Raw genomic sequence first — 13,387 nt, 5'->3', positions numbered from 1 at the left:
GCGAGCAGGCTCACTCCTATATTGGTATTCGGTGTCTGGAAATTATTTGGTCTTCTTCGGGACCCGGACGAGGCGGGTATCCGAATAAATGTCATGCCACGTGCGCTTCTGCTTGTCGAACAGCGACCAGAAGAATCCCAGCCCGATACATAGCCACGACGCAATCGACATCATAAAGCGCAACAGCGCCTGCCACAGGCTGATCGCTGTGCCGTTGGCGTTCTGCACGCGAATGCCCCAGACCTGCATGCCGAGGGTCTGCCCGCCATGGGTCCAGAACTTGGCGAAGAAGCCGAACAACACCAACAGCAGCACTGTGGAGTAGAGCGGATCACCGTCAAGCTGGCCAGCATCGGTCATTGCCCGCAGGCGTTCTTCGCCGATGATCGCGGCCTGGATCATTTTGTAGATGAAGCCGGTGACGATCAGCAGGGCGGTGCACAGCAGGAAGTCGTAGAACATCGCCGCCAGACGACGACCAAGCGCGACAGGAGGGAAGTCCCCTTGGGGCGTGAGCAGGTTTTTCGACATGGCAGCCTCGGGACGCGAATGGAAGCGCCATTTTACGGATTAGCGCGCACAAAAAAGCCCCTGATATCAATATCAGGGGCTTTTTCGTATCAGAAGATCAGGCTTCTGCTTGTACTTCGTCAGCCTGCATGCCTTTCTGGCCCTGCACAGCAACGAAAGTCACTTTCTGGCCTTCTTTCAGGCTTTTGAAGCCGTTGCCCTGAATGGCGCGGAAATGTACGAACAGATCCGGACCGCTTTCTGGAGTGATAAAACCAAAACCTTTCTCGTCGTTAAACCACTTGACGGTACCGCTCTGACGTGTGGACATTTCTTATTTCCTTTGACGCATAAATTGATGACAGCCCCTTTCACATGAAAGAGTACTGGAGCTGGTTGCAAGGAGTAAGAAGACGTCGAGCGGGATGTAGCTAACTTGTAGGCTACTGCCCAGGTCACGATTCCAAGCTGACCCATGCAAACACAGTGGACAAACTCTACGCCAACTACGGGAGAAAAAACAAGCCCCGCGAAGGCCCCGGTTTTACTGCTCTGAACGGCTGTTAGTCAGCTCACTAGTCCGGGCTTAGACGATTGTCTGGTTCTGGTTTTTATAAACGTTATAAGCAACGATCATATTTCACTCGGATGTTAAAAAACGCACTGTTTTATGGCGATTGCGTTACACATTAGTGCACGCATAACGCAATCGCGTTACTTATAGAAACAGTCGATCAGCCACGATAGTAGCGTTGTGGAACAAATGGCATTTTGCTTACAAGCATCTGCACCTTTTTCCCACGGACAATGGCCCACACGGGCGTGTCGGGCGCTAAGTAAGCGCTGTCGAGGTAACCCATTGCCAACGGCCCGCCCAAGGTCGGACCGAAACCGCCGCTGCAGACACTGCCGATGATCTCGCCAGCCTCGTTGACGATTTCTGCACCTTCACGCACCGGGGTGCGTTCCTGTGGCAGCAGGCCCACGCGTTTGCGTGCGACGCCATTCTGTTGCTGAGCGAAAATCTGCTGCGCGCCGGGGAAACCGCCGGCCCGTGCGCCATCGGCGCGGCGTGGCTTGGAAATCGCCCAGAGCAGGCTGGCTTCGATTGGTGTGGTTTCGGTGTTCATGTCGTGGCCGTACAGGCACAGCCCGGCTTCGAGGCGCAGCGAATCGCGCGCGCCGAGGCCGATGGCCTGGACTTCAGGTTCGGCCAGCAGGGCGCGGGCGAGTTTTTCCGCTTCGGCAGCCGGTACCGAGATTTCAAAACCGTCTTCACCGGTGTAGCCCGAACGGCTGACAAAGCAGTCAATGCCGAGCAACGACACACGCTTGAACTGCATGAAGGTCATCTTCGCCACGTCCGGCGCAAGACGCGCCAGCACTGTTACGGCTGCCGGACCTTGCAAGGCGAGCAGGGCGCGCTCCTCGAACAGCGCCGTAATGGTGCACTGATCGCCGATGTATTTGTGCAGATGCGCGAGATCCTGATCCTTGCAGGCCGCGTTGACGACCAGGAACAGCTCGTCATTGCCGAGGTTGGCGACCATCAGGTCATCGAGGATGCCGCCGGTTTCGTTGGTGAACATCGCATAACGCTGCATGCCCACCGGCAAGTCGATGATGTCGACCGGCACCAGGGTTTCCAGGGCTTTGGCAGCGTTGGCACCGGTCAGGCGAATCTGGCCCATGTGCGAGACGTCGAACAACCCGGTCTGGTCGCGGGTGTGTTGGTGTTCTTTCATCACGCCGAGCGGGTATTGCACGGGCATGTCGTAGCCGGCGAACGGCACCATGCGCGCGCCGAGTTCGAGGTGCAGCGCGTGCAGCGGGGTTTTCGACAGGGTTTCGGTGGACATGCGTAGCTCCTTGGAAATTAGAGTTTGGGGGTGAGAAGCAAGATCAAGATCAAAAGCCCCTCACCCCAGCCCTCTCCCAGAAGGAGAGGGGGCTAATTACGTTTCTCTCCCTAAGGGAGAGGTGGTCAATTTCGTTTGGCTTGGTTCGTGATCAGCATTCGATAATGTTGACTGCCAAACCGCCGCGGGCGGTTTCCTTGTATTTGCTTTTCATGTCGGCGCCGGTCTGGCGCATGGTGCGGATGACTTTGTCGAGGGAGACGAAATGCTGACCGTCGCCACGCATGGCCATGCGCACCGCGTTGATGGCTTTCACCGAGCCCATCGCGTTGCGCTCGATGCACGGCACTTGCACCAGGCCGCCGATCGGGTCGCAGGTCAGGCCGAGGTTGTGTTCCATGCCGATTTCCGCGGCGTTCTCGACTTGCTGCACGCTGCCGCCGAGCACTTCGCACAGGGCGCCGGCTGCCATCGAACAGGCCACACCGACTTCACCCTGGCAGCCGACTTCGGCGCCGGAGATCGAGGCGTTTTCCTTGTAGAGAATGCCGATAGCGGCAGCGGTCAGCAGAAAACGCACGACGCCGTCGTCATTCGCCCCGGGGATAAAACGCATGTAGTAATGCAGCACCGCCGGAATGATTCCCGCCGCGCCATTGGTGGGCGCGGTAACCACGCGTCCGCCGTTGGCGTTTTCTTCGTTGACCGCCAGTGCATAAAGATTGACCCAGTCGAGCACCGACAGCGGATCACGCAGGGCCGATTCCGGGTTCTTGCACAATTGCCGATGCAGCGCGGCGGCCCGGCGCTTGACCTTCAGACCGCCGGGCAAAATGCCTTCGTTTCTGCAGCCCGCAGCCACGCAGTCCTGCATCACTTGCCAGATGTTCAGCAGGCCGGTGCGAGTCTCGGCTTCCGGGCGCCAGGCGCTTTCGTTGGTCAGCATCACCTGACTGATCGACAGCCCGTAGGTGCTGCAATGGCCCAGCAAGTCCTTGGCGCTTTTGAACGGGAAAGTCAGCGGCGTGGCGTCTTCGACGATGCGATCGGCACCGGCGGCATCTTCATCGACAACAAAACCACCGCCGACCGAATAGTACTCGCGGCTGCGAATCTGAATTGCGGCCGCATCGAAGGCGCGAAAGATCATGCCGTTGGGGTGGTAGGCCAACGGCTTGCGGATCATTGCCAGATGTTCTTTCTCGTTGAACGCAATGCTGTGCTCGCCGAGCAGATTCAGCCGGCCGTTGCCGCGAATCTCCTGCAGGCGCGCGGCAACGGTTTCGGTGTCGACCGTGTCCGGGTGCTCGCCTTCGAGGCCGAGCAACACGGCTTTGTCGCTGCCGTGACCTTTGCCGGTAGCGCCCAGCGAACCGTACAGCTCGACGCGCACGCTGGCGGTGGTAGCCAGCAGGTTTTCACGGCGCAGTCCTTCGGCGAAACGCGCAGCAGCACGCATCGGGCCGACGGTGTGGGAACTGGAGGGACCGATGCCAATCTTGAACAGGTCGAACACGCTTAACGACATGAGTGGTTCTCCGGTTTCTTGTTATGGGGATTGGCAGGTTCGTGCGGCTGACCACATTCCCCTGTAGGAGTGAGCCTGCTCGCGATAACGGTATGTCAGATAACAATTGTCGGCTGATCCACCGCTATCGCGAGCAGGCTCACTCCTACAGGGGGCTGCGGCGTGTGGGGGATCGGTGCAACTGATCCCCCCATACGGTTAAGCGTAGCTTTCGATCGATGGGCAGGCGCACACCAGGTTGCGATCACCGAAGACGTTGTCGACCCGGCCGACCGGCGGCCAGTATTTGCCTTCGATCAGCGAGGCGACCGGGTACACCGCTTGCTCGCGGCTGTACGGGTGAGTCCACTCGCCGACCAGTTCCGCTGCGGTGTGCGGGGCGTTTTTCAGTGGGTTGTCTTCCTTGTCCAGGGTGCCGTTTTCCACTGCGCGGATTTCTTCGCGGATGCGGATCATGGCGTCGCAGAAGCGATCCAGTTCTTCCTTGGATTCGCTTTCGGTCGGCTCGATCATCAGCGTGCCCGCGACCGGGAACGACATGGTCGGTGCGTGGAAACCGAAGTCGATCAGGCGCTTGGCGACGTCATCGACGCTGATGCCGCTGCTGTCTTTCAACGGACGCAGATCGAGGATGCATTCGTGCGCCACCAGACCATTGCTGCCGGTGTACAGCACTGGGTAGTGCTCTTCCAGACGACGGGAAATGTAGTTGGCATTGAGGATCGCCAGTTGCGAAGCGCGCTTCAGACCGGCGCCACCCATCATGCGGATATACATCCAGGTGATCGGCAGAATGCTTGCGCTGCCGAACGGTGCTGCGCAGACCGCGCCTTCCTTGCGTTCCATCTGGCCGTGGCCTGGCAGGAACGGGGTCAAGTGCGATTTGACGCCAATCGGGCCGACGCCCGGGCCGCCACCGCCGTGAGGGATACAGAAGGTTTTGTGCAGGTTCAGGTGGGAGACGTCGCCGCCGAACTTGCCCGGGGCGCAGAGGCCGACCATGGCGTTCATGTTGGCGCCGTCGATGTACACCTGGCCGCCGTTGTCGTGAATGATCGCGCAGATTTCGCGGATGCCTTCTTCGAACACGCCGTGGGTCGACGGGTAAGTGATCATCAATGCAGCGAGGTGTTCACGGTGCTCGATGGCTTTGGCGCGCAGGTCTTCGATGTCGACGTTGCCACGGGCATCGCACGCGGTGACGACCACGCGCATGCCGGCCATTTGCGCGGTAGCCGGGTTGGTGCCGTGGGCCGACGACGGGATCAGGCAGATGTCGCGGCGCTCATCGCCACGGCTCTGGTGATAGGCGCGGATTGCCAGGAGACCTGCGTATTCACCTTGCGAACCGGCGTTCGGTTGCAGCGAGATCGAGTCGTAACCGGTGGCGGCACAGAGCATCGCTTCCAGTTCATCGGTCAGTTGCTGGTAACCGGCGCTTTGCGCGGCCGGGGCGAACGGGTGCAGCGCACCGAATTCGGCCCAGGTCACCGGAATCATTTCGCTGGCGGCGTTGAGTTTCATGGTGCACGAGCCCAGCGGGATCATGGTGCGATCCAGCGCCAGGTCTTTGTCCGCCAGTTTTCGCAGGTAGCGCATCAGCTCGGTTTCCGAGTGATAGCGGTTGAATACCGGGTGGCTGAGGATCGGCGACTGACGTACCAGCGCAGCAGGGATGGTGCTCTGCACCGAAGCGGCCAGCGCAGCGAAATCCGGCAGGGTCTTGCCGTCGGCGAACAGGCCCCACAGGGTTTCGATATCAGCTTGGGTGGTGGTCTCATCGACCGACAGGCCCAGACGTTCAGCATCGATCACGCGCAGGTTGATCTGCGCAGCGTGCGCCTTGTCGTGCAGCGCGGCGGTGTGTGCGCCGGTGGCTACAGTCAGGGTGTCGAAGAAACTGGCTTGTTCGACGTTAGCGCCCAGTGCGCTCAGGCCCTTGGCCAGAATCGCGGTCAGGTGGTGCACGCGGTTCGCGATCTGGGTCAGGCCTTTCGGGCCGTGGTAGACGGCGTACATGCTGGCGATGTTGGCCAGCAGCACCTGCGCGGTGCAGATGTTCGACGTGGCCTTCTCGCGACGGATGTGTTGCTCGCGGGTCTGCATCGCCAGACGCAGGGCCGGCTTGCCGAAGCGGTCAACCGAGACACCGACCAGACGGCCGGGCATGTCACGCTTGAACGCATCTTTGGTGGAGAAGTAAGCGGCGTGCGGGCCACCGAAGCCCAGCGGCACGCCAAAACGTTGCGCCGAACCGATCGCCACGTCGGCGCCGAATTCGCCCGGTGCGGTGAGCAGGGTCAGAGCCAGCAGATCAGCGGCCACGGCGACCAAAGCGTTGGCGGCGTGGAAGCGTTCGGTCAGTTCGCGGTAGTCGAACAGATCACCGTTGCTTGCCGGGTATTGCAGCAGCGCGCCGAAGAACGGCGTCACGTCAGTCAGTTCACGCTCATCGCCCACTACAACTTCAATGCCCAGCGGCTCGGCACGGGTGCGCAGCACGTCGAGGGTTTGCGGGTGGCTGTGGATCGAGGCGAAGAATTGGTGGCTGCCCTTGTTCTTGCTCAGGCGTTTGCAGAAGGTCATGGCTTCGGCAGCGGCGGTGGCTTCGTCGAGCAGGGAGGCGTTGGCGATCGGCAGGCCGGTGAGGTCGCTGATCAGGGTCTGGAAGTTCAGCAGCGCTTCGAGACGGCCCTGGGAAATTTCTGGCTGATACGGCGTGTAAGCGGTGTACCAGGCCGGGTTTTCCAGCAGGTTGCGCAGGATCGGCGACGGCGTGTGGCAGTTGTAGTAGCCCTGGCCGATGTAGGTTTTGAACAGCTGATTCTTGCCGGCGATGGATTTGATCATCGCCAGGGCGTCGGCTTCGCTGAGGCCGTCGTCCATGCCGAGCACGCTGGTGCCCTTGATGCTTTCCGGGATGACGCTGGCGCTCAGCGCTTCAAGCGAGTCGAAGCCGAGGCTGTTGAGCATGGCTTGCTCGTCACCGGCGCGCGGGCCGATGTGACGGGCGATGAATTCGTTGGCGGTGCCGAGATTGATCTGGCTCATGGCGTAATTCCTCAGGCTTCGGCTTGGGCTTTGATCAGACGGTCGTAAGCGTCTTGATCGAGTAGTTGGCCGACAGCGGCGGCGTCGCTTGGCTGGAAGCGGAAGAACCAGCCTTCGCCCAGCGGATCTTCGTTGACCAGCTCAGGAGCGTTTTCCAGAGCCGGGTTGACGGCCAGTACTTCGCCGTCGAGCGGCATGTACACGCCGCTGGCGGCTTTCACCGATTCCACGGTGGCGGCTTCGGCGCCTTTTTCGTAAGCCTGCAGCTCAGGCAGTTGCACGAACACCACGTCGCCCAGGGCGTTCTGCGCAAACGCGGTGATGCCGACAGTGACACTGCCGTCGGCTTCGGTGCGCAGCCATTCGTGATCTTCAGTAAAATGCAACTCGCTCATGGAAACTCCTCAGGGGGCCAGACGCGTCTGGTGGACGCGGTGGAAAGCTTGGGGCGGGGAAGCCCTCATAGATGAGGAGACAGGTAGCAAGAATGCGGCCAAGGTTAATTTATCTATATAAATCAATAGTTTGGCTGTTTGTCGTATTTCTCGGGATGCCGCTGTTGTAGCGAAATCGCTACAGCTTGGGGCGATGAGAAAATCTGAACGGGATCAAAGCGTTGCGCAGCGCAGGTCATAGGCGGGTGTAGCGATATCGTTCCGCTGTAGCGCTTTCGGTACAGGTGGGGGTCGTTTTTGAACAGATTTCAAATCCGCCACAAATCATTGTAGGAGTGAGCCTGCTCGCGATAGCGGTGTGGCAGACGACAAATTAATTGACTGATAAACCGCTATCGCGAGCAGGCTCACTCCTACAAGGGGGAGCGGCAATGAGTCAGGGTTTATTGGGAATGCCGTATTTGCGCAATCGATGGGCGATGGCGGTATGCGAAGTTTGCAAGCGGCTCGCCAGTTGCCGGGTCGAGGGGTAGCTGACGTAGAGCTTTTCCAGCAGCTCTCTTTCGAAGGACTCGACGGCTTGTTCAAGACTGTCGACGTCGGTGTCGGCCTGGCGCGCCACTGAGGTGCCGGCAATGTCGAGGTCGCCGATATCGACCAGGCTGCTCTCGCAAATCGCTGCCGCGCGGAAAATCACGTTCTGCAGTTGCCGCACGTTGCCCGGCCAGCGATTGCCGAGCAGCGCCGGATAAGTCCCCGGCGCCAGGCGGCAGACCGGGCGCTGGATCTGCGCACAGGCTTGCTGCATGAAATACCGCGCCAACAGCAGAATGTCCTGGCCGCGTTCACGCAGCGGCGGCACTTCGACGTTGAGCACGTTGAGGCGATAGAACAGGTCTTCGCGGAACAGCCCTTCGCTGACCATTTTTTCCAGATCGCGGTGGGTCGCGCTGAGGATGCGCACGTTGACCTTCACTTCACGATCACCACCGACGCGGCGGAAGCTGCCGTCGTTCAGGAAACGCAGGAGCTTGGCCTGCAAGTACGGTGACATCTCGCCGATCTCATCGAGAAACACCGTGCCCTGATTGGCCAGTTCCATCAGCCCCGGTTTACCGCCACGCGCGGCGCCGGTGAAAGCACCGGGGGCGTAGCCAAACAGTTCGCTTTCGGCGAGGTTTTCCGGCAGTGCCGCGCAGTTCAGGGCGAGAAACGGTGCGCTGTGCCGCGCACTGATCGCGTGGCACGCGCGGGCGACCAGTTCTTTGCCGGTACCGGTTTCGCCTTGAATCAATAAAGGTGCGTCAAGCGCCGCGACCCTTTGCGCGCGGGCCTTGAGGGTGCGGATCGCCGGGGATTCGCCGAGCAGCGCGTCGAAGCCTTCGGCGTGGTCGTGGTGCAGCGCCGAGAGCTGTTCGCCGATGCGGTTCGGTTGATAGAGGGTCAGCAGGGCGCCGGCGTCGGTGATCGGCGTGGCATCCAGCAACAGGGTCTGGCCGTTGACGGTGATCTCGCGCAGCGGCAGGCGGAAGCCGTTTTCGAGCAGGGTGCCGAGCAGGCCGGGATCATTGAACAGCGCCGACACGCTTTCGCCAGCGGGTTCGCGACCGTACAACGCGATCAACGCCGGGTTGGCCAGCAGCACCTTGCCGGCGCTGTCGAGGGCCAACACCGGATCGGTCATCGCCGCGAGCAGGGCGTCGAGCTGCAAATGCCGACGCTGGCCGGGCAGGATATCGACCACGGTTACCGCTACCACGCCGAGCACCCGAAACAGCGCATCTTTCAGCTCTTCGAGCACTTGCGGGCTCAGGGTCGGCGCGTCGATGTAGACGTTCGGCGGGATCATCTCCACCGCATCCAGATTGAGATTGCGCCCACCGAGGATAGCCAGGACTTCCTGGGTGATGCCGACGCGGTCGATGAAGCTGACGTGGATACGCATGGGGGCGGTTCAGTGATCTGCGGAGCGGAGGGGGCAAGTATGCCTTAAATCAAAAGCACCCTCACCCCAGCCCTCTCCCGGAGGGAGAGGGGGTCGACCGAGGTGTCTGGGGTTATGCATCGACCTGAAAGTACCGGGCGATTATGGATTCAGTGATGCAGGATCAGGTCGACGCAATGCTGCAGCATCCCCCAATCGGTCCCCTCTCCCTCTGGGAGAGGGCTAGGGTGAGGGGCTTTTGATTTTTATTCGAAATGCTCGAGGTTCACCGGATCCCCCGACTGCATATTCAACTTCTGCCGAATGTCTTCGAACATCAGGTCGTAATGCTTGTGCACCGAACCGATCTGGCTGTGGGCCTTGGGGATTCCGTACTTCTCGGCGATCCGGGTCACGTCACGGGCGAAGTTGTAGGCCTCTTCCTTGGGCAGGAAAAACGTTTCCTTCATGTCCTTGCCCTGCATGCTGCCATGCAGGGTGAACTGAATCCCTTTGCCTTTCTGCGGATCGGTGAACACTTCATAGTCCAGATGCACGTTGTAATTGACGTCATCGTCGGTCAACGCGTGCCGCTCGATATGCAGATGACCGGGTTCGAATTGGGCCATTGAGCTACTCCTTTCAAGGCATGGGAGCGGAGCAGGTCTTGTGCCTGCTCCGGCGTTTATTGTTATCGGTAGCTGATCCCCGGCTTCGCCGTGCTGACCCGCGTACCGGCGGTGCCCTGGACGATGGCTTCGATATCGGCCAGCGAACCGATCACCGCGACCTTGCCAGTATGGCGTGCGAACTCGCAAGCTGCCTGCACCTTCGGGCCCATGGAACCGGCGGCGAAACCGAGGCGTTCGAGTTCGTCCGGGTGGGCTTCGGCGATGGCTTTCTGGGTGGGTTTGCCGTAGTCGATGAACGCCGCGTTGACATCGGTGGCGATCACCAGCAGGTCGGCTTCCAGTTGCTCGGCGAGGAGCGACGAGCACAGGTCCTTGTCGATTACCGCCTCGATGCCTTTGAGATTGCGCTGTTCGTCGTACATGGTCGGAATGCCGCCGCCACCGGCGCAGATCACAATGCTGCCCTTGTCCAGCAGCCACTTGATCGGGCGGATTTCGAAGATGCGTTTCGGCCGTGGACTGGCGACGACACGGCGGAACTTGTCGCCGTCGGCAGCAATTGCCCAGCCTTTTTCGGCGGCGAGTTTTTCCGCTTCGGCTTTTTCGTACACCGGGCCGATCGGCTTGGTCGGGTTCTTGAAGGCCGGGTCGTTGGCGTCGACTTCGACCTGGGTGAGCAGAGTGGCGAACGGCACTTCGAAGTCGAGCAGATTGCCCAGTTCCTGTTCGATGATGTAGCCGATCATGCCCTCGGTTTCGGCGCCGAGCACGTCCAGCGGGTACGGAGTGACAGACGTATAGGCCGCCGCTTGCAGCGACAGCAGGCCGACTTGCGGGCCATTGCCGTGGGCGATGACCAGTTGGTTGCCGGGATGGATCTTGGCGATTTGCTCGGTGGCGATGCGGATGTTGGCGCGCTGATTGTCAGCGGTCATCGGCTCACCACGGCGGAGCAGGGCGTTACCGCCCAGGGCTACGACGATACGCATGGTGCAATCCTTCTAAGCAGAGGAGTGGCAAACGACTCGATCAATTGTAGGAGTGAGCCTGCTCGCGATGACGGAGCATCAGTCGACATTAATGTTGAATGTCAGACCGCTATCGCGAGCAGGCTCACTCCTACATGGAGCGGTGCCGCTCTTAGAGATCAGCCAGGGTCGAGACCAGGATCGCCTTGATCGTGTGCATGCGGTTTTCCGCTTGCTCGAAGGCGATGCAGGCCGGCGATTCGAACACGTCGTCGGTCACTTCGATGCCGTTTTTCAGATGCGGATATTGTTCGGCGATCTGTTTGCCGACCTTGGTGTCACTGTTGTGGAACGCTGGCAGGCAGTGCATGAACTTGGTGCGCGGGTTGCCGGTGGCTTTCATCAGCTCGGCGTTGACCTGATACGGCAGCAGCTGCTGGATGCGCTCGGCCCAGGCTTCCACCGGTTCGCCCATCGATACCCAGACATCGGTGTGAATGAAGTCGACGCCTTTGACCGCTTCCTTCGGATCTTCGGTGAGGGTGATGCGTGCGCCACTTTCCTCACCGTATTTTTTGCAGCGCGCTACCAGATCGTCCAGTGGCCACAGGGCTTTTGGCGCGCAGATGCGCACATCCATGCCGAGTTTGGCGCCGATCAGCAGCAGCGAGTTGCCCATGTTGTTGCGCGCATCGCCGAGGTAGGCGTAGCTGATTTCGTGGATCGGCTTGTCGGCGTGCTCACGCATGGTCAGCACGTCGGCGATCATCTGGGTCGGGTGATATTCATCGGTCAGGCCGTTGAACACCGGCACACCGGCAAACTTGGCCAGTTCCTCGACAATCTCCTGTTTGAAGCCACGGTACTCGATGGCGTCGTACATGCGCCCGAGCACGCGGGCGGTGTCCTTCATGCTTTCCTTGTGGCCAATCTGCGAGGAGTTCGGGTCGATGTAGGTGACGTTGGCGCCCTGGTCATAGGCCGCCACTTCGAAGGCGCAACGGGTGCGGGTCGAGGTTTTTTCGAAGATCAGGGCGATGTTGTTGCCCTTCAGGTGTTGCTGCTCGGTGCCGGTGTATTTCGCGCGTTTGAGATCGCGGGACAGGTCGAGCAGGTAACGCAACTCGCGAGGGGTGTGGTGTTCCAGGCTGAGCAGGTTACGGTTGTGGATGTTAAAAGCCATGATGGATCTCCTTCGGTGTCGGTTATCCCCCTGGCCGCACTGGGTAAGTGCCGGCCAGGGCTCAGAGGTTTAGTAGTCGATTGGGTCACGCACGATCGGGCAGGTCATGCAGTGGCCGCCGCCACGGCCGCGACCGAGTTCGCCGGCGCTGATGGTGATGACTTCCACGCCAGCCTTGCGCAGCAGGGTATTGGTGTAGGTGTTGCGGTCGTAGCCGATGACCACGCCGGGCTCCATCGCCACCACGTTGTTGCCGTCGTCCCATTGCTCGCGTTCGGCGGCGAAGCTGTTGCCGCCGGTTTCCACCACGCGCAGTTTCGGCAGGTTGAGCGCAGCGGCGACGGTGTCGAGGAAGCTGCCTTCTTCGCGGCGAATGTCGATGCCGCCCTGTTTGCTTTCGTCAGGGCGCAGGGTGAAGGCGACGATCTGGTTGACCACTTCCGGGAAGATCGTCACCAGGTCGCGGTCGCAGAAGCTGAACACCGTGTCCAGGTGCATCGCCGCGCGGGATTTCGGCAGGCCGGCGACGATGACTTTTTCCACCGCCTTGTTGTTGAACAGGTTCAGCGCCAATTGGCCGATGGCCTGACGCGATGATCGCTCGCCCATGCCGATCAGCACCACGCCGTTGCCGATCGGCATGACGTCGCCGCCCTCGAGGGTGGAGTTGCCGTGATCCTTGTCCGGGTCGCCGTACCAGATCTCGAAGTCGGCGTTGGTGAATTGCGGATGGAATTTGTAGATGGCGGTGGTCAGCAGGGTTTCCTGACGGCGTGCCGGCCAGTACATCGGGTTCAGCGTCACGCCACCGTAGATCCAGCAGGTGGTGTCGCGGGTGAACTGGGTGTTCGGCAGCGGCGGCAGGATGAAGCTGGAGTGGCCGAGGAAGTCGCGGAACATCTGGATGGTCTTGCCACCGAAGCTGTCCGGCAGATCATCGGCCGAGACGCCGCCAATCAGGAATTCGGCGATGTGCCGTGGCTCAAGGCTTTTCAGCCAGGATTTCACCTCACTGATCAGGCCCAGGCCTACCGAGTCGGCGGTGACCTTGCGCTCAAGAATCCAGTCCAGGGCTTCGGGAATGGCGACGATGTCGGTCAGCAGGTTGTGCATTTCCAGCACGTCGATACCGCGTTCGCGCATCTTGGTGACGAAGTCGAAGTGGTCGCGCTTGGCCTGTGCCACCCACAGCACGTCGTCGAACAGCAGTTCATCGCAGTTGTTCGGGGTCAGCCGCTGATGGGCCAGACCTGGGGAGCAAACCATGACTTTACGCAGTTTCCCGGCTTCGGAGTGGACGCCGTACTTCACTTTTTCCGTGGTCATTTCTGTGTTCC

General features: G+C 60.4%; 11 protein-coding genes. All 11 read right to left on the bottom strand.

Annotated elements, in window-relative coordinates:
* Positions 1-42: 42 nt before the first annotated feature.
* The 11 genes from QRN33_RS00565 to arcA all read right to left on the bottom strand — a co-directional run bounded on the left by QRN33_RS00565 (position 43) and on the right by arcA (position 13,376).
* On the bottom strand, positions 43-531 hold the full coding sequence (locus QRN33_RS00565; protein ID WP_285406013.1) for an RDD family protein: 489 nt from the start codon (positions 529-531) through the stop codon (positions 43-45).
* Positions 532-628: 97 nt separating this feature from the next.
* On the bottom strand, positions 629-841 hold the full coding sequence (locus QRN33_RS00560; RefSeq protein WP_003227496.1) for a cold-shock protein: 213 nt from the start codon (positions 839-841) through the stop codon (positions 629-631).
* A gap of 403 nt (positions 842-1,244) precedes the next feature.
* The gene (gene gcvT / locus QRN33_RS00555; protein WP_285406010.1) at positions 1,245-2,369 is read right to left on the bottom strand and encodes a glycine cleavage system aminomethyltransferase GcvT; all 1,125 of its coding nucleotides are present in this window, start codon (positions 2,367-2,369) and stop codon (positions 1,245-1,247) included.
* A gap of 151 nt (positions 2,370-2,520) precedes the next feature.
* The gene (locus QRN33_RS00550; RefSeq protein ID WP_285406008.1) at positions 2,521-3,897 is read right to left on the bottom strand and encodes an L-serine ammonia-lyase; all 1,377 of its coding nucleotides are present in this window, start codon (positions 3,895-3,897) and stop codon (positions 2,521-2,523) included.
* 198 nt (positions 3,898-4,095) lie between these two features.
* Positions 4,096-6,948 carry an aminomethyl-transferring glycine dehydrogenase gene (gene gcvP, locus QRN33_RS00545; RefSeq protein WP_285406005.1) on the bottom strand — a complete coding sequence of 951 codons (2,853 nt, stop codon included), beginning with the start codon at positions 6,946-6,948 and terminating at the stop codon, positions 4,096-4,098.
* 11 nt (positions 6,949-6,959) lie between these two features.
* Positions 6,960-7,343, bottom strand: coding sequence for a glycine cleavage system protein GcvH (gcvH, locus tag QRN33_RS00540; RefSeq protein ID WP_285406002.1), 384 nt, complete (start codon positions 7,341-7,343; stop codon positions 6,960-6,962).
* A gap of 436 nt (positions 7,344-7,779) precedes the next feature.
* Positions 7,780-9,288, bottom strand: a complete 1,509-nt coding sequence (gcsR, locus tag QRN33_RS00535; protein WP_285405999.1) for a transcriptional regulator GcsR — start codon at positions 9,286-9,288, stop codon at positions 7,780-7,782.
* Positions 9,289-9,533: 245 nt separating this feature from the next.
* Complete coding sequence (locus tag QRN33_RS00530; RefSeq protein ID WP_130927188.1) at positions 9,534-9,896, bottom strand: DUF5064 family protein; 363 nt, start codon at positions 9,894-9,896, stop codon at positions 9,534-9,536.
* Positions 9,897-9,958: 62 nt separating this feature from the next.
* Positions 9,959-10,888 carry a carbamate kinase gene (gene arcC / locus QRN33_RS00525; protein WP_016770621.1) on the bottom strand — a complete coding sequence of 310 codons (930 nt, stop codon included), beginning with the start codon at positions 10,886-10,888 and terminating at the stop codon, positions 9,959-9,961.
* Between the two features lie 151 nt (positions 10,889-11,039).
* Positions 11,040-12,050, bottom strand: coding sequence for an ornithine carbamoyltransferase (locus tag QRN33_RS00520; RefSeq protein ID WP_041479782.1), 1,011 nt, complete (start codon positions 12,048-12,050; stop codon positions 11,040-11,042).
* Between the two features lie 69 nt (positions 12,051-12,119).
* Positions 12,120-13,376, bottom strand: a complete 1,257-nt coding sequence (gene arcA / locus QRN33_RS00515) for an arginine deiminase (RefSeq protein ID WP_285405990.1) — start codon at positions 13,374-13,376, stop codon at positions 12,120-12,122.
* Positions 13,377-13,387: the final 11 nt, after the last annotated feature.

The sequence above is a fragment of the Pseudomonas sp. FR229a genome (assembly GCF_030209115.1).
GTDB classification, from domain to species: Bacteria; Pseudomonadota; Gammaproteobacteria; order Pseudomonadales; family Pseudomonadaceae; genus Aquipseudomonas; species Aquipseudomonas moraviensis_A.
The sequence above is the reverse complement of the archived record's forward strand: the minus strand, read 5'-3'. Positions and strand labels throughout refer to the sequence as shown.

Coding starts and splice junctions, on each gene's coding strand:
- QRN33_RS00565 (WP_285406013.1), bottom strand. CDS start 531: ATGTCGAAAAACCTGCTCACGCCCCAAGGGGACTTCCCTCCTGTCGCG.
- QRN33_RS00560 (WP_003227496.1), bottom strand. CDS start 841: ATGTCCACACGTCAGAGCGGTACCGTCAAGTGGTTTAACGACGAGAAA.
- gcvT (WP_285406010.1), bottom strand. CDS start 2,369: ATGTCCACCGAAACCCTGTCGAAAACCCCGCTGCACGCGCTGCACCTC.
- QRN33_RS00550 (WP_285406008.1), bottom strand. CDS start 3,897: ATGTCGTTAAGCGTGTTCGACCTGTTCAAGATTGGCATCGGTCCCTCC.
- gcvP (WP_285406005.1), bottom strand. CDS start 6,948: ATGAGCCAGATCAATCTCGGCACCGCCAACGAATTCATCGCCCGTCAC.
- gcvH (WP_285406002.1), bottom strand. CDS start 7,343: ATGAGCGAGTTGCATTTTACTGAAGATCACGAATGGCTGCGCACCGAA.
- gcsR (WP_285405999.1), bottom strand. CDS start 9,288: ATGCGTATCCACGTCAGCTTCATCGACCGCGTCGGCATCACCCAGGAA.
- QRN33_RS00530 (WP_130927188.1), bottom strand. CDS start 9,896: ATGGCCCAATTCGAACCCGGTCATCTGCATATCGAGCGGCACGCGTTG.
- arcC (WP_016770621.1), bottom strand. CDS start 10,888: ATGCGTATCGTCGTAGCCCTGGGCGGTAACGCCCTGCTCCGCCGTGGT.
- QRN33_RS00520 (WP_041479782.1), bottom strand. CDS start 12,050: ATGGCTTTTAACATCCACAACCGTAACCTGCTCAGCCTGGAACACCAC.
- arcA (WP_285405990.1), bottom strand. CDS start 13,376: ATGACCACGGAAAAAGTGAAGTACGGCGTCCACTCCGAAGCCGGGAAA.